The organism is Streptomyces sp. NTD107 (assembly GCF_059510435.1).
Window position 1 is genome coordinate 222,425 of sequence record NZ_JCAJZV010000007.1, and the last position, 19,799, is coordinate 242,223.

19 protein-coding genes are annotated in these 19,799 nt (G+C 68.2%); 17 read left to right on the forward strand and 2 right to left on the reverse strand.

The window, feature by feature from the left end; translation table 11 throughout:
* Position 1 precedes the first annotated feature (1 nt).
* From AC5WRL_RS16730 to AC5WRL_RS16770, 9 genes are all read left to right on the forward strand, one after another.
* Positions 2–409: a hypothetical protein gene (locus AC5WRL_RS16730; protein WP_496089335.1), complete on the forward strand. Its 408-nt coding sequence runs from the start codon at positions 2–4 to the stop codon at positions 407–409.
* A gap of 65 nt (positions 410–474) precedes the next feature.
* Positions 475–1,050 (forward strand): phage tail tube protein, encoded by a 576-nt coding sequence (locus AC5WRL_RS16735; protein ID WP_496089336.1) that lies wholly within the window; start codon positions 475–477, stop codon positions 1,048–1,050.
* Complete coding sequence (locus AC5WRL_RS16740; RefSeq protein ID WP_496089337.1) at positions 1,047–1,592, forward strand: hypothetical protein; 546 nt, start codon at positions 1,047–1,049, stop codon at positions 1,590–1,592. The genes AC5WRL_RS16735 and AC5WRL_RS16740 overlap by 4 nt, the downstream gene beginning before the upstream one ends.
* 95 nt (positions 1,593–1,687) lie before the next feature.
* A complete protein-coding gene (locus tag AC5WRL_RS16745; RefSeq protein WP_496089338.1) occupies positions 1,688–1,945 on the forward strand; it encodes a hypothetical protein in 258 nt (85 codons plus the stop codon).
* Positions 1,946–1,950: 5 nt separating this feature from the next.
* Positions 1,951–6,924, forward strand: coding sequence for a phage tail tape measure protein (locus AC5WRL_RS16750; RefSeq protein WP_496089339.1), 4,974 nt, complete (start codon positions 1,951–1,953; stop codon positions 6,922–6,924).
* On the forward strand, positions 6,921–7,805 hold the full coding sequence (locus AC5WRL_RS16755; RefSeq protein ID WP_496089340.1) for a phage distal tail protein: 885 nt from the start codon (positions 6,921–6,923) through the stop codon (positions 7,803–7,805). Before AC5WRL_RS16750 ends, AC5WRL_RS16755 begins: the two co-directional genes overlap by 4 nt.
* 34 nt (positions 7,806–7,839) lie before the next feature.
* Positions 7,840–8,772 carry a hypothetical protein gene (locus AC5WRL_RS16760; protein WP_496089341.1) on the forward strand — a complete coding sequence of 311 codons (933 nt, stop codon included), beginning with the start codon at positions 7,840–7,842 and terminating at the stop codon, positions 8,770–8,772.
* Complete coding sequence (locus AC5WRL_RS16765; RefSeq protein WP_496089342.1) at positions 8,769–9,863, forward strand: hypothetical protein; 1,095 nt, start codon at positions 8,769–8,771, stop codon at positions 9,861–9,863. The genes AC5WRL_RS16760 and AC5WRL_RS16765 overlap by 4 nt, the downstream gene beginning before the upstream one ends.
* Positions 9,860–11,452, forward strand: coding sequence for a hypothetical protein (locus AC5WRL_RS16770; RefSeq protein WP_496089343.1), 1,593 nt, complete (start codon positions 9,860–9,862; stop codon positions 11,450–11,452). The genes AC5WRL_RS16765 and AC5WRL_RS16770 overlap by 4 nt, the downstream gene beginning before the upstream one ends.
* Here AC5WRL_RS16770 and AC5WRL_RS16775 read toward each other — a convergent pair.
* Positions 11,449–12,708: an AlbA family DNA-binding domain-containing protein gene (locus AC5WRL_RS16775; RefSeq protein WP_496089344.1), complete on the reverse strand. Its 1,260-nt coding sequence runs from the start codon at positions 12,706–12,708 to the stop codon at positions 11,449–11,451. The two genes, AC5WRL_RS16770 and AC5WRL_RS16775, sit on opposite strands and share 4 nt — an antisense overlap.
* A gap of 134 nt (positions 12,709–12,842) precedes the next feature.
* Positions 12,843–13,172: a hypothetical protein gene (locus AC5WRL_RS16780; protein WP_496089345.1), complete on the reverse strand. Its 330-nt coding sequence runs from the start codon at positions 13,170–13,172 to the stop codon at positions 12,843–12,845.
* 620 nt (positions 13,173–13,792) lie between these two features.
* Here AC5WRL_RS16780 and AC5WRL_RS16785 point away from each other — a divergent pair.
* From AC5WRL_RS16785 to AC5WRL_RS16820, 8 genes are all read left to right on the forward strand, one after another.
* Positions 13,793–14,713 (forward strand): peptidoglycan recognition protein family protein, encoded by a 921-nt coding sequence (locus tag AC5WRL_RS16785; protein ID WP_496089346.1) that lies wholly within the window; start codon positions 13,793–13,795, stop codon positions 14,711–14,713.
* A 17-nt stretch (positions 14,714–14,730) separates the two neighbouring features.
* Positions 14,731–14,985 carry a hypothetical protein gene (locus tag AC5WRL_RS16790; protein ID WP_496089347.1) on the forward strand — a complete coding sequence of 85 codons (255 nt, stop codon included), beginning with the start codon at positions 14,731–14,733 and terminating at the stop codon, positions 14,983–14,985.
* Positions 14,986–15,004: 19 nt separating this feature from the next.
* On the forward strand, positions 15,005–15,259 hold the full coding sequence (locus AC5WRL_RS16795) for a hypothetical protein (protein ID WP_496089348.1): 255 nt from the start codon (positions 15,005–15,007) through the stop codon (positions 15,257–15,259).
* 104 nt (positions 15,260–15,363) lie between these two features.
* Positions 15,364–15,957: a hypothetical protein gene (locus AC5WRL_RS16800; RefSeq protein ID WP_496089349.1), complete on the forward strand. Its 594-nt coding sequence runs from the start codon at positions 15,364–15,366 to the stop codon at positions 15,955–15,957.
* A 193-nt stretch (positions 15,958–16,150) separates the two neighbouring features.
* A complete protein-coding gene (locus tag AC5WRL_RS16805; RefSeq protein ID WP_496089350.1) occupies positions 16,151–16,921 on the forward strand; it encodes a recombinase RecT in 771 nt (256 codons plus the stop codon).
* A gap of 55 nt (positions 16,922–16,976) precedes the next feature.
* Complete coding sequence (locus AC5WRL_RS16810; protein ID WP_496089351.1) at positions 16,977–18,083, forward strand: PD-(D/E)XK nuclease family protein; 1,107 nt, start codon at positions 16,977–16,979, stop codon at positions 18,081–18,083.
* 16 nt (positions 18,084–18,099) lie between these two features.
* On the forward strand, positions 18,100–18,945 hold the full coding sequence (locus AC5WRL_RS16815; protein WP_496089495.1) for a helix-turn-helix domain-containing protein: 846 nt from the start codon (positions 18,100–18,102) through the stop codon (positions 18,943–18,945).
* 120 nt (positions 18,946–19,065) lie between these two features.
* Positions 19,066–19,746: a hypothetical protein gene (locus AC5WRL_RS16820; RefSeq protein WP_496089352.1), complete on the forward strand. Its 681-nt coding sequence runs from the start codon at positions 19,066–19,068 to the stop codon at positions 19,744–19,746.
* Positions 19,747–19,799 lie beyond the last annotated feature (53 nt).

Sequence of the window (19,799 nt, forward strand, 5' to 3'; positions counted from 1 at the left end):
CTTGATCGACCTGTTCGAGGAGAGAACCGGCCGCCTCTGCGGCTGGTCAGCCCTCCCAGCGAACGAACATGGCGCCCCGGCCGCTCCTCCGTACACCGTTCTCGACAGTCTGCCCGCAGCGGCGTTCACCGGGCCTGGCTTCGCCGACTGGCACGCCGATGTGCTGTGGACGTACCAGGTGACCAGCGTCGGAGACCGCGCGGACCAGGTGGAGTGGCTCGCCGACCGCATCCGCGAAGTCGTTGTCGGGCGATCTGGCGCCGGATGGGCTGTCCCGTTGATCGTGCCGGGGCAGCGGGTCATCGACCGGGAGTTGACCGTCGACGGTGCCGGGGAACCAGTCGAGGGATCGCAGAGGAGTATCGTTACGTACGTACAGCGGTTCACCCTGTGTGCGACCGCTGACTGACTTCTCTCACCGCGGAGCCACGCGGACGCCCCGCTACGCCGGGCGTGCACCCCTTAGGAGTGCCCGTGGCTCAGAAGCGCTTCATGCGGCGCGGCGTCACGCGAATCTACTGGCTCACCTCCGTCGCTTCTCCGGAGCTGGCTCCCACCCGACCGGAACTGACCGAACCGAACGCGGTCGACATCACGGATGCGGTCTCCGATGTCGAGGGCTGGTCGCTGACGAACGAGGCGATCGAGACGCCGGACATGGCCTCGACGTTCGCTTCCTCGATCCCCGGGGGTGACTCTGCGGAGAACAGCTCCATCTCCTTCTACGAGGACGAGGAGTCCGAGGAAATCGAGACGCTGCTGCCCAAGGGCGCGCGCGGCTTCGTCGTCTTCCTCCGCAAGGGCGACAAGCCCGGCTCACAGTCGATGGACTGCTTCTCCGCCCAGGTCGCCTCTCGCTCCGCCCAGTACAGCACCGGCAACGAACCGGCGAAGTTCCAGGTGATGTTCACCATCACCTCACCGCCCGGTCTGGACCGGACTGTCCCTCCTGCTGCCGGCGGGGGCGGAGACGGCGGTGGTGGTGGGGGTGGAGGTGGTGACGACGGCGGCGGCCAGGACGGCGGCGTCGAGGACGGTGGCGAACTGTGACCGGAACCCGAACCACGAAGACTGCTGAGGCGGGCGGCTGGGCGAAGACGGTCAGCCGCCTACGCAAGCGGACACTCGCCGAGGCACGCCTGCACCTGTGGGACGACACCTCGGCACATGAGACCGTCGAAGCCGCCCGCCGGACTCACGCCCGGGCGCGGATCCTCGCAGAGGCATCCCCGGCGGACGACACCATCGCCGCCGCTCTGCGCAAGGCCGAAGAGCGCCTGGACGCCGCCCAGGCAGAAGCCGCCAGAGCATACGTCGAGCTGACCTTCCGTGCTCTGCCCCGGCCGCAGATGGAGGAGCTGGTCGCCGAACACCCCCCGAACGAAAAGCAGGCCCAGGACGGCGCGGTGTTCAACTCCGATACCTTCCCCGCCGCGCTCATATCCGCCTCCTCCGTCGACGGGATGACCGTCGAGGAAGCCACGGAGTTCCTGGCTGCATGGTCCTCGGCCGACGCGAATGCCCTGTGGGAAACGGCCTGGCAGGTCCAGCAGGAGACGAGGGCATACAAGGCTGACCTGGGAAAAGGCTGAGGTCCGACCCCCAGCTGCGCGCCGAACTGGAGCTGTGTCACCGGTTCGGGATCCCCCACAGCCAGTTCCTGGGGAGCACCAGACCATGGACGCCGTTGGACCGGGCCAAGGCCCTGGCCTGGCTGGAGTGGACGCAGTCGACCTGCGGTGAGTGCGGAACCCGTCAGCACGAGTGGCAACCCGACCTCGGCGGCGAGCGGGACGCCTACATCGCCGACACGATCCGCTGCCCGGGCTGCGAGCGCATCGCCCAGGAACGCGACACGGTTCCTGAAGGCCGCCCCGGCTACGGCGTGAAGATCGCGCTGCGGCCCCGCCAGGTGTACGCCGCACTGCACAGCGAGAGCGAGTAGCCGAGGTGCAACTCAGTCTCGTCGTGCAGATGCAGGCCCGGCACGCTGACCTTGTCCGCGGCTTCCGCGCCGCGTCGAAGGAAGCACGCGCTCTCGGGCTCCATACCCGCAGCACAGCCGGCGGCTTCAACCGGCTGACTTCGGACGCTGATCAGACGTTCCGGCTGCTGGGCCGTCTGGACGTCCGCGCTTCACAAACCGGCCGGGGCATGCGGAACGCCGCCCGGGAGGGCGCCAAGGAGTACGGCGCGCTGCGCCGCTCGGTCCAGGGGCTGACGGGCGACCTGGGCGGACTGCACCGCCTCGCCGCAGTCGGCGGCACGTTCATGCTCGGCCGTGAGATGTTCGCGGAAGGCAACCGCTTCCAGAACGGCCTCAACGCCTTCCAAGCCGTCACCACGGCGACCGCTGACCAGATGCAGCGGGCCAGCTGGGTGGCCACCCAGCTGGGCAACGACCTGAAGCTGCCGCAGGCCACCGCAGCTGACGCGGCCGAGGCCATGGTGGAACTGGCCAAGGCGGGGCTCCGCACGGATCAGGCGATCGACGCGTCGCGTGCGTCCCTCGCCCTCGCCTCCGCCGGCCACCTCAGCGCCGCTGACTCCGCCCGCTACCTGGGCGACATCATGGACCAGTTCACCCTCGGCGCCGACCAAGCCGGCCGGGCGGCCGATGTCCTGGCCGCCACTGCCACGAGCGCCAGCGGCGAGATCATCGACATCTACTACGCGATGAAGTACGTCGGGCCTGTCGCCGCCGGCCTGAAGGTCCCCATCGAGGATGTGGCCGCAGCAGTCGGAATGCTCCACCGCTCGGGCATCGTGGGCGAGACCGCAGGAACATCACTGCGGCGCGTGTTCACCAACTTGGCGACGCCCACCCCGAGGATGGTGGAGGGCCTGAAGCAGCTGGGCATCGAAGCGTGGGACGCCGAGGGCAAGTTCCTCGGCATGCGCGTGGTCATCGAGGGCCTGCAGCACGCCATGCACGACCTGAGCGAGCAGGAATTCCTGGCCGCCAGCACGATGGCCTTCGGCAACTACGCGCTGGCCAGCGTCAACGCCCTGGCCCATCAGGGCGTAGACAGCTTCGATGACCTCTCGCTGGCATTGCACCGTCAGGGGACCGCAGCGGACATCACCGCGGCGCGCGGGCAGGGACTCGTCGGTGCCCTCGCGCAGATCCGCACCCAGGCACGCCAGACCGGACTCGCGGTGTACGACGCGTTGGCGCCGGGCCTGGAACGCGTCGTCAGACTGCTTACCGGGGGCCTCGCATCAGGTACCCCCCGCATCACCGCCGCCATCGAGTACGGCCGGGACCTGGCGACCATCTTCGGCCCAGCACTTCGGGAACGAGCCGCGGCCGGTCTGGGCGGGCTCCGGAACGAGCTGAAGCGGCTTCTCGGGCCGCTGATGGCACTGGGCGAACACACGCTCGCGTCAGGGCTCGGTCTGCTGCTGACCGTTGGCGAAGCGGGCATCACGGTGCTGGCCAATCTGGCAGACGGCATGGAGCCGGTGGTCGCCGCGGTCGGCGACCTCGCCGCGGAATCCGGTGCACTGTCGTTGGCGATCGGCATCACGACCACCCTCTTGGGCACGGCGACCTCAGTAGTGGCTGGGCTGTCCACCGTCCTCGTCCCCGCCGGTGCAGCGCTCGGGGCTATCGTCGGCGGCTTCGGCGCTCTGCCGGGCCCCGTACAGATCGCCATCGCGGCCATGCTGCTGTCGCGGCGCGTACTGCCGGTCCTCTCCGGTCTCGCGTCCACTGTCTCGGGGCCCCTCGTCTCTGCCTGGCGCGGATACGCCGACCACATGCGTGTGCAGCAACAGCTCGCCCGCCAGTCCGAACACGCGATCGGCACCATGGGCGCCGCGTGGGCCACCCTCCAGACCCGCGTGCCGGTGCTGGGGCAGATGACGGCAGCATTCCGCTCCGGACAGTCCAGCGCCGACGGCTTCGCGGGCTCGGTTCGAGGAGCAGCCAGCGCGGTCGGGGTCGGCCTCCAGGGAGCGGCGCGGGGTCTGGTCGCAGCGATGGGCGGACCCTGGGGGATGGCCCTGGCGGGCGCCGCCGTGGGCCTGGGGCTGCTCGCCGCGCAGCAGCAGCAAGCCGCCCGGGCCGCCGCTGAACACCGTGATCGCATCGCTTCGCTGACCAGCGCGCTCCAGGACTCCGGTGGCGCGATCGACGGGAGTGTGCGGTCCCTCGCCGCGCGAACGATCCAGGAGCAGAAGCTCGGCGACAGCGGACTGGCCCTGATGGACATCATGTCCGAGGTCGGATACACCCTCCGGGACGTCACCGACGCCTACCTCGGCCAGGGCGACAGCGTCGAGGCCCTGGCCGACAGGATGCGCGAGCTGGACAACTCCCACTCCGACGTCCCCTACCTAGCTGACTCCCACGGACGCATCATCGTCTACCACCAGGCCGCGGATGCCCTGGAAGCCATGGCCGGTGAGTTCGACGCCGCCCGCCAGGCGGTCCTCGACCTCGACTCCGCCACGAGCCGCGCGGGCGGCACGAGCGCCTACAGCCGGCTGACCGCCGCGGTCGGAGAACTCGCCGACACGACCAGCGACGCGGACCGGCGCACCCGGGCCCTCCGCGACGCCCTGGACCTGCTCTCCGGTGGAACCCTGTCCTACCAGGCAGCCCAGGCGAGAGTGAACGCCGCGGTGCTGTCCCTCAACGAGGCCCACGAGCGAGGCATCGATGAGGCGGCCGGCTTCGGCCAGGAACTGCTCAACAACGTCGGCGCGCTCAGCACCGTGACCCGCAACGGCCAACAGCTGTATGACCAGCTCACCTCCCTGTCCGATGCCGCGGCTGACGCGAGCATGGCCGCCTACGGGCTGGCGCAGCAGAACGGAGATCCGCTGCGCGAAGCCTTGGAGGCAGCCCGCAACGAGATGGAAGGCGCCCGGGGCGCGGCGGTGGACGCCGCCATGGCCTACGGCCTCACCCGCGAACAGGCCGAAGGCGTCGCGGACAGCCTGGGACTCCTCCCGCAGGCCGTGTCGATCCTTCTGCAGACCGAGGGCCTTGACGTGGCCCTTGCCGGACTGCTGGCAGTCCAGGCCGAGTTCAGCCGTCTGCCCGGGGAGACTTCCATCCGCGTGGACTCGCTGACCGAGGAGGCACAGGTCGACCTGGAGGAGCTGGGCTTCACGGTAGAGACCATCCCCGGCACCCGGGAGATCAGCATCTCCGCGCCCACCGAGGCCGCTCTCCTCGAACTTGGCCTCCTTGTGGACGCGCTGGTTGCGATGCCGCAGGACCACCACGTGTCGCTGACCGCCCCCGAATACGCGGCCATCGCCTCGTTGCAGCTGCTTCAGGCCGAGCTGCAGGCGACTCCGGATGCGAAGACCGTGGTGATGCAGGCGCCGACCGCCCAGGCCCGTGAGGAGCTGCAGCGGCTGGGCTTCTCCATCCGTGACATCGATGACCGTACGGTCGAGATCACCGTCCCCACGACAGGAGCGACCACCGCCGTCAGCACGATCCAACAGGCGATCAACAGGGTCACCGGCAAAACGGTCACGGTCACGGTCAACGAGACGATCGTGCGGAACTCTGCCGGTCGCCCCACGTACATCGACGGCTACCAGTACACCCGGGCACAAGGCGGCATCGATCTCTACCGCCGCGCGGACCTGCGGCGCTACGCCGCCGGCGGCATCGAGAACCACGTGGCGCAGATCGCCCGCCCGGGAGCCTGGCGGGTGTGGGCGGAACCGGAGACCGGGGGAGAGGCATACATCCCGCTGGCGTACTCCAAGCGGCCCCGTTCACGGGCCATCGCAGCGGAGACCGTGCGACGGCTCGGCGGGAACGTCGAATGGTACGCCGACGGGGGCCTGACGAACTGGCGTTACCAGCCGCCGCAGCTCGCGAACACGGTGTCCGTCGCCGCCAACTCCCGGAACAAGAACGGCGACTTCTCTCTGAGTCTGTTCACCAAGAACCTGACCTCGTCCATCAAGACCGCGCAGCAGTGGCGGAAAGACCTGGAGACCATTGCCCAGAAGGCCGGCCAGGGAGTCGCGGACGCGCTCGAAGCGATGGGCGAGGACGGGGTGGCCCTGGCCCGCAAGATGGCGTCCGGGTCCGCGTCTTACCTGAACAAGATGGCCAAAGACCTGGAGAAGCTGGCCTCCACCGCCCGCGCGTCGCTCAGCGAGTTCACGCGGCAGCTCCAGGGCGCGGTCAAGGATCAGAAGGCGTTCGAGTCGAACCTGGCGAAGCTTGCGTCGCTCGGCTACACCGATCTTGCCGCGATGCTCGCCGAACAGGGCGACACCGATGCCGAAGACCTCGCAGCCCAGGCCGTCAAGGACAACGCCAAGGCCAAGCAAGCCAATGCCGCCGCCCGATCCGCTGCGCAGACCCTGTCCACCGGCGTGCTGACCGACCTTGTCGCCGTCATCGGCGCCATCACCGGCAAGACGGTGGGGATCCACGCGGTCGCCGACGCCACCGGGCTGGGCGAGGACCGCATCATCGAGGTCGCCAACGCAGCGGGTATCCGGCTCTCCAGCACCCTGGGCGCCCGCGCCGAACGCTTCCTCGCTGACCTGGCCAAGGCGAACAAGGGGCTCGCCTACGCCCAAGGCGGCATCTGGGAGCCGGGAATCTACCGCGGCACACGCATCAAGTTCGCCGAGCCCGAGACCGGGGGAGAGGCGTACATCCCCCTGGGGACGTCGAAGAGACCTGCGGCCACCGCAGTGCTGGGCCATGTCGCCGGTCGGTTCGGTCTGACTCTCGGCCCGGCCCCGGCCCCCACCACGGTGACGCAGGTGGTGGATGCGAGACCTGCGGCCCCGGTCGTTGTGGTGCGCGAGCGGCAGCCGCTGGTGGGCGCCGTGAACATCACGGTCAGCGGAAGCAGTGCCACGCCCGAGCAGATCGGCACCGAGGTGATCCGCCGGCTGCGTACGGCACAGCGGGGCGGGAGGCTGTCGTGATCCCGTGGCAGATCGAGATCGCGGGCGTCATGCTCGGCCTGGGAACGGATATCCCGGTGGGAGACGTCGACGGGGTGGGGTCCGCGCCGGTTCGCTCTCAGGACGTGGACATCCCCCATGACGATGGGGCGTTCGCCGGATCGGACCTGTACGAGGCGCGTCCCATCACCATCGAAGCCGGCATCCGGACTCCCGGCTCACCCCAGGCAGCCCTGGACCTCCTGGCACGGCTTCAGTCTGCTGCTGACGACCCCGGCGTCCGGACCGTTCCCGGCGCCCACTCCGTGCTGCGCATCGCGCTGCCCGGGCGCCCCGCCAAACGGCTCCACGGGCGGCTCCGCGAAGTGAAGCCCGCAAGCCTCAAGGACCTGGTCCACGGGTGGATACCCATCAGCATCACCTTCACCGCCCACGACCCCCGCTTCCATGCGGACACGGAGAACAGCCTGCACTTGCCCCTGTCGGCCGCGGGACTGGGGGGTCTGCGTGCTCCCATCGTTGCCCCGGTCACCACAGGCGTGGCCATCCCCGACGAACGCCGTGGCTGGGTCCACAACGACGGTAACCGCCCCGCGTGGCCGTCCCTGCGGATCACCGGCCCCTGCAGCAACCCGCGGATCCGGCACGTCGAAACCGGCAAGCCGATCGAGCTGGCCGCCACTATCGGCCGGGGCGAGTACGTCGATATCGAAACGCGGCCCGGTACCCGATGGGTGCTGCTCAACGGCACGGGCAGTCTCGCAACCGCTCTCTCCCCGGCTTCCCGCCTCGATGACTTCATCCTCCCTGCCGGAACCAGCGAGGTGTGGTGGACGGCTCGCGACCACACGGCGGACACCAGGCTCTCGATCACCTGGCGGTCCGCGTACTCAGCTCTGTAGACAACCGCACCCCCGGAGAACGGAGACCCGCGTCATGGCGCTCACTCAACCGCCGCTGCTGACCCACGGAGGCACCCACTCAGCCCGCGCGTTCCGCATGATGATCCGCAACCTCGCGGCGGGAGCAGCAGGCATCAACGAGGGAACCGACCTCAAGGCCACCCCCCTGCCGACGCCCGGAGCCGGAATACAGATCGGGGACGGCTCCGCCATCATCCGAGGGGCCGCGTGGGGGCAGGGCTCGTACACCCAGCACAACGTCGGCCCGGCCGAGGTACCTATCGCCCCCACCGGCGGCAGTGAACGCTCAGATCTGGTGTGCCTGCGCGTGGAGGACCCGGAGTACGAGGGCACACGAGACCCGGAGACCGATGACATCGGCTACTTCCACGTCGTGTCCAACGTGTCACCCACCGCCACCCAGCCCCCGGCCGGCATGACGGCTGTGCCGCTGGCCCGGCTCGACCTCCCGGCGAACACCTCGATCGTCACCGCCGCCATGATCAAGGACCTGCGGCAGATCGCGAACCCCCGCCGGGACCGCCGCCTGTACAGCGCCTACCCCTCGTCACTGGACGAACTGCCGGTCCGAATCGGGCAGTGGGTGAACTGGCCGCCTCATGCCCGGTGGACGATCGACGTTCCCGCCTGGGCGGCCCGGTGCATTCTCACCGTGACCATTGGCGGACTGCGCCTGACCGCAGGGAATGTCTGGACCAGCGGCAGAGCCGTCTTCGGCGAGCGACAAGGGCAGGTGACGTCTATTGACGACAACCAGACGGGCGCCAACCGCCGCGCCACCGAGATGATCGCGGACACCTTCAGCGTCCCCGCCGACTATCGCGGTACCAGCCGCGTGCTCTACCTGCAGATGTACCACAACCGCGCCGAGGACACCGGCCGGATCTCGGTGAACGGATCGACCTCAATCGTCGCGGACCTTGAGTTCACCGAGGGGGTCATGTGAGACCCGCCTACCGGTTCGAGACCCGGCACGCTCTCACCGGCGAACTGCTTGCCCACGACCTCCCCCTGAGCGGCGTTGAGTTCGGGGCCTCGCTCAACGCCACCGGCACACTGTCCGCCACCCTGAAGCCGGGCTTCCCGCACCTGGGTGATGCCATCGACCCCGGCAACACCATCGTGACCGTCACCAGGAACGGCGCGGTGCAGTGGGGCGGCCTGGTGTGGTTGACCGCCCCCGAAGGTCCCGAACTCTCCCTCGAAGCAGCAGGCTGGGGCAGCTACCTGCACCGCCGCCACGATCTCCACGGGAACCTTGGCGGCCGAGGCCCGTACGTCTACGCCGACCCGTGCTCCGTCATCCGGCACACCTGGGAGTACGCACAGGAGCAGCCCGACAGCGACCTCGGGGTGCTGGTCGACTCCACCGTCAGCGGCAGCACCGTCGGAACACCGGCCGAGCCCTACGCCAGCCAGTGGTGGGACGCACCGGCCTTGGGCCGAATCGTTGACGACATGGTCGGTCTCGACGGCGGTCCCGAGTGGACGGACGAGACCGTGCTGAGCACCGGTCGGCCGTACGGCCGTATCCGGATCGGTTGGCCACGCCTGGGACGCCGACGCTCCGACATCTCGTTCAGTTCGGCCGTCAACATCACCAACACCGTTCCGGTCGAGCACGATGCTGATTCCTACGCCCAGGCCGTCATCGCCCTCGGCGCCGGAGAAGGCCGCAACCGGAGGCGGGCCATCGACGCGATCCGCAACGGACGACTGCGCCTGGAACATGTACTTGAGGTTCCGGCCGAGACAGCCAGCGACCGGCTGGCTCAGCGGGCACGCGGCGAGCGGCTGACACGGCAGATCCTCGGTGAGGTCACCCGCATCGAGGTGGTCGATCACCCTGCGGCGCGCCTCGGCAGTTGGCAGGTCGGCGATGATGTCCGAGTCCAGCTCATCGACACCTGGGCAGCCTTCGACGGCTGGTGCCGCATCACCAGCTGGACGGTCCGCCCCCCGGACGAGAACGCCCCCGAGCGCGTCACGCTCACCCTCGCCCGCGCCGACCGGTTCACCTACGGCGGTAGCTCATGACTTCTGATGACCTCACCCGCCTTGCCGCGCGCATCGCCATGCTGGAGCGTACGGTGTCGCAGCTCATGCGGACATCGAGGCTGGCCTACTCCTCCATCGAGGACGGCGCCGTCGACGTCTACGACCGTGACGGCTCTCTGCGCGCGATCGTCGGCCAGCTGCCGGACGGCACCTCCGGCATTAGCGTCGTCAACGGTCCGCCGCCGCCCACCCCCAGCGCACCCGAAGTCACGGCTGCTCTCGCCGCCCTGGACATCAACTGGAGCGGCGACTTCACCGACGCGGTGGCGGTACCGCTGGACTTCACCCGGGTAGAAGTCCACATCGGCCCCGTTCCGGACTTCCCGCTGTCACAAGGCACGTTGCGCGACACGATCGAGACCGCGCAGGGCGGCTCGGTCACCGTTCCGCTGCCCTACACGCAGTGGTGGGTGCGCCTGCGCGCCCGCACCGCAGCAGGAGTAGCCGGACCCCCGTCGACCTCCGTGGAGGGAACACCCCGGCGAGCGGCGGCGGCCGACCTCCAAGCCGGCGCGGTGACCGCCGAATCCATCGCCGCCGACGCCCTCACCGGCAAGACCATCACCGGGGGCACCATCTCCGGAGCCGTTGTAACCGGCGGACGACTCCAGACTGCCGACGAGGGCAACCGAGTCGAGGTGGCACCGGATGGCGACATCGGCGGAGTGGTCAGGCTCTACTCGGGGTCGGAAGCCGAATCCCGCCCGGGAGAGCTGGCGGCCGGTGTCGTCACCTGGAAAGAGGTGAACCAGCCCTACCTGAAACTCAGCGCACCCGTGGAGCGCTTCGACGCCGCGGGGTTGTGGCTGATATCGCCGGTCCGCGACCAGGTCGGCGGGTCCTTCTCCCTCGATGCCGACGACCCCACCACCGGATACGGCGGCGCGTACGTACACGGCGGCGCGACCGGCCACACGGACGGCACATCCTTCGTCGAGCTGTACGCGCAAGACGGCCCCGGTGCCGGAGGCCGGTCCAGCTCCCTTCACCTCACGGGCCAGCAGGTGCGGCTGAGAACAGGGGCGAGTACCTACCAGTTCGCGCAGTCCTCCGCGAACCTCCCGGCCGACGTCACCATCACCGGCACGCTGAGAGCCGGATCCATCGCGACCGGCCGCGTCACGATCACCCCCGTTGCCGCAGACACACCCACACCCGCCACCGTCACCGGTCTGTCCGTGGCCGGCTCCAGCCATCACGCGCTCGCCACCTCCATCAGTGCCGTCCCCGGCCTGCGCGTCACCGGAGTGTCCGCCTCGGACATCTCCAGGACAGGGCTCACGATCTGGCTCACCCGCACCAACACCAACGCCACGGGCGTCAACTGGATGCTGGTGGGCAGCCCGGTCTCAGCGAACGCGACCAGCCTCTCCATCCTGAACGCGGAGGAAACACCGGAGTTGTGGGCGCCCGCCGCTGCGGTGGCGACGTGCCACACCATTGGCTGTCCAGCAGAGGGCGCCGCCTTCCGCGTTACCCTCTACCGGAACGCCGGGGATGGCCTGTCGGCCTGCGTCTGCGGCTCATGCGGGCGGGACGTCGCCAACCTCGAATTCCCAGTTGGCTAGGGCTGATCATCGGTGCGCGGTGGCGGCTGGATCATTCGTACGTTAGAGATGCCACCCTGGTTCACGCAGTCCCGAGCCAGATCATGTACGTGCCAGTAGTATTCCAGCGGCGATTCCGTCGCGTTCACCGTTGTCTCGACGGGCGTGTAGCGAGGCAATGGCGTGGAGGCTTCATGATAGGCATAGCCGAAAGTGTCTTCCGTGGAGATCATCAAGGAATTGCCTCCCTTCCACTCAACTCCCACGCGCACGTCGTACTCGGTATTTTCGGTCGCCTCCGCAGTGGTTCGGAGGGCAGCCATGAAGTCGGCGATGCAGCATTCGATGGCTGACGACATGATTTGGTTTCCTGGGAAAGTACCAACAGGGCCGGGACGTGGGTATCCGCCGATCACTGTTGCGAGGGCGACCGAACCGTCATGGTGGATGCTCAGCCACGCCTCCTCCCACTTCTCTCGTTCGATGGTTGGGATGTAGACCGCCACCCAGCGGTTCAGACCCGGCCGCGGGTTGAGGCGGTCCGTGGTCTCAATGGGATGGAGGCCGTTACGGCCTACGTAGGTGAACGCGAGGTCCTCGGCGTTCGATAGCAGCGTGCGTGCTTCGTCTCGTGTCAGGCGACCGCGCAGGTTTGGAACCCGCGGGTGCGCTACCGCGATCAGCCAGGCGTGTCTTTCGGTCTTGCGTCCGTTGGCCGCTTCCTTGTACAGGTTGTCCAGGGCCTCGGTCGCGTGGCGCTGTTCGCTGAACCGTGCCCGGTACATGGCCTCGATCTGCCGCTCCTTCATCCACACTGTGTCGGAGTTGTTGCGTACGGGAGCACCGAAATACTCCCCTTTATAGATCAGATGAGGTCCGTCGACGCTCGCAGGAACCTCGACCACGACGGCCCTCCTGTCGGCGGCTCCGACGCGATGCACATTCAGTCCGAATACCGGCGGTGAGATGGCGGTGATGGCCGCGCTGCGCAGAGCGCGCTCGTGCACTTCATCGAACTCACCGACATCGACACGCTCGGTAGCTCCCCCCTGGGATTCGCGCACCCCATAGACGATCACGCCTCCTCCACTGTTGGCCATCGCGGCCACGTCCTTGGGGAAGTCGGTCTGTGGAAGGCCCTTTGCTGGGGGCAGTTCGGACTTCCAATCAAGATCGTGCGTCTCCGCCACGCCGTCAGTCACGGCCGCGTCCAGCAGCTCATCGGTCAGTGGTCCGGGAGCCGCGCCGAGGGCCCGATGGAGCGCTGTGAAAGTCATGGCCCAAGAGTAGAGACGGCCACCGACATCGACTGCTGCACGGCGAGGAAGGTGCGACGTCCAATGGCGGCGCCGTGCTCGAACCTCCCCCGGTGCATAGCTCATGACGGTCGTTGAAGCCTGGATACCCCTCGTTACGAGGGCGGAGCGACCTCACGGGTGAGGGACAGGGCATCTCCGAACCGCAAGGCCAACGATCGATCGCCATAGACGTCGGCGAAGCCCCGGCAGATCGCTGGTTGGACCCCTGGGGGAGCTGTGTCCGGCAGCGTCGAGTGGCACGTGATGTGGCCCTCGTTCGCCACGGCATCAGCGACCATGGCGCGGATCCGTTCCGGCATCGTGGCACGGAACGGGTTGCCTGACCTGAAGATGCAGGTCGAGCACCGCTCAGACAGGAGTCGTACTTCGCCCGCACTGGCGACGGCGGGGTCCTCGAACAGGTCATCCGTTTCGATGGGCATGGGGATCATCCTGTCGGAGGCTTCGGACAGCTGTCAGTCGTTCGTCAGCAGGGTTGCCGCCTCCGGTCGTTGGTATCGGGCCTGTGCTGCTCTGGCCGTTTGAGAGGGTCGTCGGTGAGGGGAAGAGGAACCTGGCCCCTCGCGGCCCGGCGGACCGACCGCTGTCGGGCAGCCTCCAACCGCGCAGCTCCCGTGACAAGCTGGTCACAGCGCACGCAGAAGGTGCCGGCGAGAGGACGCTGAAAGTCCTCCGCGCGTACGGGGAGCTGGCCACAGGCAACTTCCCAGCGCCCAGGCTTCGATGTTCGCGCCCGATGGTCCCGGCGACCCCCGCGAAGACGGACACTGAACGGCCAGTCCGCTGGGCCGGCCTCTCCATTGGGGACTGCGGCGCCTGGAATGAGCCGTTCTCCATCAGTACGCATTCGCCCTCCAGCTGTCCCGATCGGTTCGAATCCTGGCTGGAGGGTACCCAGCGTGTACTACAGTGTGCGCGATGGGCGACCCTCTGCTCACCTGCCCTGCTGACCATAACAGCCTGGGCGCGCTCCCCCGAGGGACAGTTACGGCTGAGACGGCCGACTGCTTCATTGACGGCGCGGGGGAGAAACGCGTACGCAATGGCGATACCGCTGACACCTGACAAATTCCTGGCAGCGCTCAAAAAGTATGGCGTCCGCGTCGTTGAACACGCGGGCTGGAAGGCGCACTCACGCAACCACAAGGGACCGTGGGGGCCCGTCCACGGCATCATGATCCACCACACGGGCAGCTATTCCAGCGAGCCGCAGATGGTGGAGCTGTGCCGGACCGGGTACACCAACTTGCCCGGCCCTTTGTGCCACGGCGTGATCGACCGCTCAGGCGTTGTCCACCTCATCGGCTACGGCCGGGCGAACCATGCCGGCCTGGGGGACAACCGCGTCCACCAGGCGGTGATTGCCGAGCGAGGGTCCCTGCCGAAACCGCTGAACGCGGACACCGACGGCAACCGCCACTACTACGGCTTCGAGGCGATCAACAACGGGACCGGCCAGGCATGGCCGAGTGCCCAGCTCCACGCGATGAAAGCCGTCGGCGCCGCGCTGTGCGACGCCCACGGCTGGCTGGCCGAGTCCGTCATCGCCCACAAGGAATGGCAACCGGGCAAACCCGACCCGGCCGACATCGCGATGGCCTCCTTCCGGACGGACGTGAGAGCCCTCATCGGGTCGACCTCTCCGTCTACCGCACCGCAGCAGCCCTCGGTCAGCCTGTCGAAGCTGATCACAGCGGCCCGCACGGACCCGGCGGCACCGCAGGGAAAGGTCACCTACTCAGCGGGGGTGCGCCTGGTCGAGCAGGCCCTGCTCAAGGAGGGACTACTCGCGGCCCAGTGGGCCTCGGACGGCCACTTCGGGACGAAGACCCTCGCCGCGTACGCCAAATGGCAGCGCTCGAAAGCCGGGGGCAACTACCGCGGCGCCGACGCCGACGGAGTGCCCAGCCGCGACTCGCTGACCCGGCTCGGGAAGCGTCACGGCTTCACCGTCACCACGTGACCCAGGAGGAGAAGACCATGAAACACACGATCTCCACGCGCCTGGCGGCCGTCCTCGACGTCGCCGAGCGGGCGCTGCTCACCTACATCGAAGCCTTTCTCGGGATCCTCCTGGCGGCCCAGGTGACGGACCTGTTCAGCGTCTCCGCGCTCCAGGCCGCCGCCGTCGCCGCGGCCCCCGCCGGCCTGGCCGTCATCAAGGGCGGCCTCGGCGTGGCGCTGGGGAAGTCCGGCTCGGCCGCCTGGCTGCCCGACCTGAAGACATCTCCGTGACGGCCCGGGAGGTGACGCAGTGAGCGAGCACGACTCGGCCGACACCGCGCTGAAGCTGGCCGAGCTGCGCGGGACCCTGGAAGTGGGGCTTGCACGGATCGACGGCCGCCTGGCGGTGCTGGTCCAGGAGAGCAGCCGGAACGAGAGGGCGGTCTCCGACCTCGAAGACCGGGTGAAAAGTCTGGAGAAGGCCCGCTGGCCGCTTCCCGCTGTGAGCGTGCTGTGCGCGCTGCTCACTGCGGCGATCGGGCTGTGGGTCGCACTGGGGAAATAGGCGCGGTGGAGCCGGGCCGTACGGATGACCGTCCGTGCGGCCCGGCTTCGTCGTCTGTGCTGACGGAGGTGCGGTTACGCTGAGCCGAGGCAGAGAGGAACCGCATGTCTGCACGGACAAGACCGGGGCTGTATCTCGTGGGGCACCAGGAGTTCGCGGCCCTCTACGGGGTCAAGCCTCCGATGATCTCCCAGTGGATTCAGCGGCGGGTCCTCAAGGGCGAGCAGGCGCTTGTCGTCTCGGGCGTGCGCTACTGGACGCTTCGTTCCGCGTTGGAGTTCGGCCCCGCCGCTCCGCGCCCCCGACAGCCCGACATGGACGTTGCGCGGGAGATCGTCGCCGGCCAGGAGCCGGCCGGCTCCGGCGACATGCCGGCACTCGATGAGATGGCGGGTGCGTGTGACCTGCCGCCGATCGTCGGCCAGCAGGAGCTGCAGCAGATCTTCGGTGCGGTACCGCAGGGAACGCTGGCAACAGCCCTCGCCACAGGCAGGTTCGCCTCCCCGCGGTGGCGACTGTCGGGCTCGCCGCTGTGGCTCCTCGATGAGGTGATGGCGTCAGTGCCCGACCTCCAGGCCACGGCGCGGACCCTGACGTGGTCACCGGACGAAATGGTGCTGGCCCGGCTGCGGGACGGCACTTACGACGGGCCGGGGTCTGTCGTTCGCTCTCGCGGCCCGCGACGCCACGCAGAGTAATTGTACAAAACGGGCAACTGCATATAAGATATATGTAATATCCGACGGCAAGCGGCATTGCCCTACCCTTCTTGATCCGTAAAGATAGGTGTCATCTTTGACTGGGTGGGGCTCCTTTCTATGTGCCGGGCTGTCTCCACGCGATCCGATGGGCCGTCACCGCGGCCGACGGACCAACCTGACGGGAGTCTCTGTGTCCGAACCAGCCCAGCAACCCGCCTCCTCCAAGGCACACGAACCGCCCTCCTCTGCGGTGGCCATCCGGGCCGACCAGAACGAGTTCGACCAGAAGCAGATCGGTGCTCTCAACCTCATCAACAAGAGCATGGCAGACGCACCGAGAGGAATCCTCGCGGTCTTCTTTCACCACTGCGTTCGGACGGGCTTGGACCCCTTCGCCCGCCAGATCTACCTGGTCGGCCGCTCGGGGAAGGCGGGCATGCAGTACACGATCCAGACGGGCATCGACGGCGCCCGGCTCATCGCCCATCGCGCCGCAGCCAGAGACGCCGGGAGCCTTACCTACGAGGATGCCGTCTACTACGACTGGGATGGCAACAAGTACGAGGCGTGGCTGCAGAAAGGGCCGCCTGCGGCCGTCAAGGTGGTCGTCGTGCGGAACGACGCCAACGGCAGGTCCACCCGTTTCCCCATGATCGCGAACTGGTCCGAATTCGCCGCGTCCAACTGGGACCCGAAGGCGGGACAGTACGTGCTGGCGCCGATGTGGCAGCGCATGCCCGCGCACATGCTGCGCAAGTGCGCGGAGATGGGCGGCCTTCGTATGGCGGCACCGCAGGATCTCGCCGGCATCTACATCGATGAGGAGATGGCGGCAGCCGATGCCGAACAGGTCGCTGGCACGGCTGATGACGCGGCACAGCGGCTGCGGCAGGCGGCGGGCCTGGATGAGGTGGCCCAGCATGAGGGCGGCGAGCACGGAGCAGCTGACGCAGCGCAGTGACCAGCACAGGCCCCGCGCTTCGTGGGGCAGTGTCTTCTTCCATAGAGAGGCGACCATGACGAGCATATGGCCTTTGGCAGAGAAGGCCGACAGCGAAAGACCCCGCTCCCGCCAGCAGGAACTCGGCGCATCCGACACCGTGTGCGCCCGGCGCGCGGCGTACATACTGCACGGCTACGAGCGGACGGACGTCGGCGGCGACAACCGCAAGGCCATCCTCGGCACGTGGCTGCACGAGCCCATCCTGCTGCTCGCGCGCCGCGAGTGGGGGTGGCAGATCGAACGACGGGTTGAGAACTCGTGGTTGCGCGGGCACATCGACGCGGTGCAGTTCGACGAGGAGACCGCCGCCCGGCTGCCGAGACGGCTGCGTCCGCGGTTGCCGAGCCCGTCGCAGACCACCGTTGAGGACATCAAGACGAAGGGCTGGCGGGTCTGGCCGCGCGTCCTGCGCTACGGGGCGAGCGATGAGGAGAAGCGCCAGCTGCTGCTGTACGCGGGGCTCCTGGAGGCCCATGGGTTCGCCGACGTCCGGGGCCAGCGGCAGCTGGCCCGGGTGGGGCCGGTCAGAGTTGGCCGCATCCGGTTCCGGTTCATCAACCGGGACACCGGCGAGGAGCACGTTCAGGAACTCCCCTGCGACCGCGAGCAGATCAGGGAGGCGCAGGCGTGGGTTGCCACCGTGCGTGCCTCGTCGTCGCCGGAGCAGGTGCCGAGGACGCACGACGGCCCGGGGCTGTCGGCCATCTGCGACAACTGCCCCTGGCGCACGGCCTGCTGGGGAAACGGCGCGGCCCCGCAATCAGTCCTGATCAAGAGCGACACCGACCGCGAGGAGGCGTTGAGCGAGTACGTCTCGGCGTCTGAGCAGGCCGCTGCCCTCCGGAAGCGGATGAACAAGCTGCGGAAGATGCTGGATGCCACCTCGCCCGGCGTCTACGGCCAGAACCGACTGTCGTGGAGCGGCGACAACCCCGTTGAGTCGGATGACGGTGCGGCGATGGAGGCGCTGTTCCGCAGGGCCGATCTGCCGGTGCCCATGGTTCCCGACGTGCGGGAGATGTCCGCTCAGCTCATCGCGGCGGGCATCGCCGTACCTCGCGTACGGCATCCCACCAGGCGCACGCCGCGGACCATCAACGTCACCCCGTACAAGGGGTGACGTGAGCATTCACCTCATGGTGGCAGCCGCCTATTTGCCCTCGGACGTGCTGACGCCGACACAGAAGCTCGTGCTGATGAAGATTGCGGACTCCGCCGACGACCAGACCCGTCTGGCCACCCCGGGGGCTGACCGCATGGTCGCTTGGGCCGGGGTCGGGGAGAAGAGGGTCTTCACGATCGTCACGGAGCTGATCGCTCTCGGCCTGGTCGAACGTGTCCAGGTGGGACGTGCCGGCCGGCGTGCCCAGTACAAGGTGTTCCCGCTGATCGTGCCGACGATCCCCAGCACCGAGGAACTGCGGGAGCGGCGGGCCTCGGCTCTGGAACGGCCGAAGAACCAACGATTGGCCCGGCAGCGCACGGCTCCATCCCGGCCATCCCCGCCCGCTCGTACTCATGAAGATACTGAGAGGAGAGCCAAGCAGAGGAGCGGGCGGCAGGAATCGGAGGGGTTCCGCGACGGGAACCCACAGACGAAGGAGGCGAGGGTCACGCCCTCGGAACCCAGAGGGGTCCCCAGCGGAGACCCCAGGGGTTCCCGAGGGGGAACCTCTGTTCTTCCTTTTCCTTCCCACATGCCGTCCACCCCCCCACCCCCCACGCCCGTGGAACCGGAGAGCGGCTGTCCGAAGCATGAGCGGACCGCCGCGAACTGCCGCTCGTGCGGCACCAGTCCCCGGCAGCTGCGGCGTCGGCGCAAGGAGGAAACCAAGGCCCGGGATCGTGACCGCGCTGCCCGGTGGCTGCGCACGTTTGTGAGGGACCGCCAGACCCGGATCGAGGAAGCAGATCCCCAGGTAAGGGCGTCCGCGATCCGGGCCGCTCGTCAGGCCCTGCGCCGTGAGCCGGACGACGGCTGAGGCGCGAAGGCATTGTCGCTAGTGGCAGAATGCATATAAGATATATGCAACCCCTGCTTGCATGAACCCCTTCTCCTGCCTGCCTAGAAGTAGGTGTCATCTTTGAAAGGAAAGTCTGACATGTCTGCGGATCGAGAGCCTTCCCATGTGGGACAGTCGAACGCCGTCCAAGCGCTCGTACCTGGATTCGCCCGCCAGTACGAGCCTTTGCTCACGGCGCTCGCCTGCCTGGGATGGCGGGCACAGCTCGCCGTCACCGCCAAGAAGCGGCTGACCATACGGAGCAGCTACCAGGGGCACCATCTGACGATCACCAACGGTGAGGCCGGCTTGCCTAGCCGCATCGTCGAGGTGACGGGCTGGGTCGCCGAGATAGCTCATCCGAACGGGTCAGGCCGCACCGAGACGGTCTACGACAGCGCCACCGGCGTTCAGGTCCCCCAGGGGGCGGCGATCTACCCGCTCATCCATCACCTCATGGTCCTGGCCAAAGCCTTCTCCGGCCGGTTCCCCGTGGCTCTATCCGCCCTGGGCCTCGTGTCGCTGACCACTACGGCGTCTCATGCCAGCAGTACCGACTTGGGTCCGGGTGAGCCCTTGGCTCTCGCCGTCGCCCGCTTCGGAGATGCCACTGCCGAACTGGAGGCGACAGACGCCGTCCGCCTGTGGCGATGCGCGCATCACGGATCGGGCCCCGTGTCCGTCTGGGATGTCCACGGCGACATCTGCGTGCTGCGTGTTACCAAACCCCAGCACGACCCCCACCGCAGGTTGCGCCACGTGGTGACCGCCAGCCGCTGACCGCCGGCTGGGCGCCGCCGCCTCCCGTGCGGCGGCGCCCAGCGCCAACCGAA

What these genes read in the sequence shown, in the direction of transcription:
- AC5WRL_RS16780 (WP_496089345.1), bottom strand. Translation starts at nt 13,172, where the DNA reads ATGCCCATCGAAACGGATGACCTGTTCGAGGACCCCGCCGTCGCCAGT.
- AC5WRL_RS16775 (WP_496089344.1), bottom strand. Translation starts at nt 12,708, where the DNA reads ATGACTTTCACAGCGCTCCATCGGGCCCTCGGCGCGGCTCCCGGACCA.
- AC5WRL_RS16820 (WP_496089352.1), top strand. Translation starts at nt 19,066, where the DNA reads ATGTCTGCGGATCGAGAGCCTTCCCATGTGGGACAGTCGAACGCCGTC.
- AC5WRL_RS16815 (WP_496089495.1), top strand. Translation starts at nt 18,100, where the DNA reads ATGGTGGCAGCCGCCTATTTGCCCTCGGACGTGCTGACGCCGACACAG.
- AC5WRL_RS16770 (WP_496089343.1), top strand. Translation starts at nt 9,860, where the DNA reads ATGACTTCTGATGACCTCACCCGCCTTGCCGCGCGCATCGCCATGCTG.
- AC5WRL_RS16800 (WP_496089349.1), top strand. Translation starts at nt 15,364, where the DNA reads ATGTCTGCACGGACAAGACCGGGGCTGTATCTCGTGGGGCACCAGGAG.
- AC5WRL_RS16790 (WP_496089347.1), top strand. Translation starts at nt 14,731, where the DNA reads ATGAAACACACGATCTCCACGCGCCTGGCGGCCGTCCTCGACGTCGCC.
- AC5WRL_RS16760 (WP_496089341.1), top strand. Translation starts at nt 7,840, where the DNA reads ATGGCGCTCACTCAACCGCCGCTGCTGACCCACGGAGGCACCCACTCA.
- AC5WRL_RS16785 (WP_496089346.1), top strand. Translation starts at nt 13,793, where the DNA reads ATGGCGATACCGCTGACACCTGACAAATTCCTGGCAGCGCTCAAAAAG.
- AC5WRL_RS16810 (WP_496089351.1), top strand. Translation starts at nt 16,977, where the DNA reads ATGACGAGCATATGGCCTTTGGCAGAGAAGGCCGACAGCGAAAGACCC.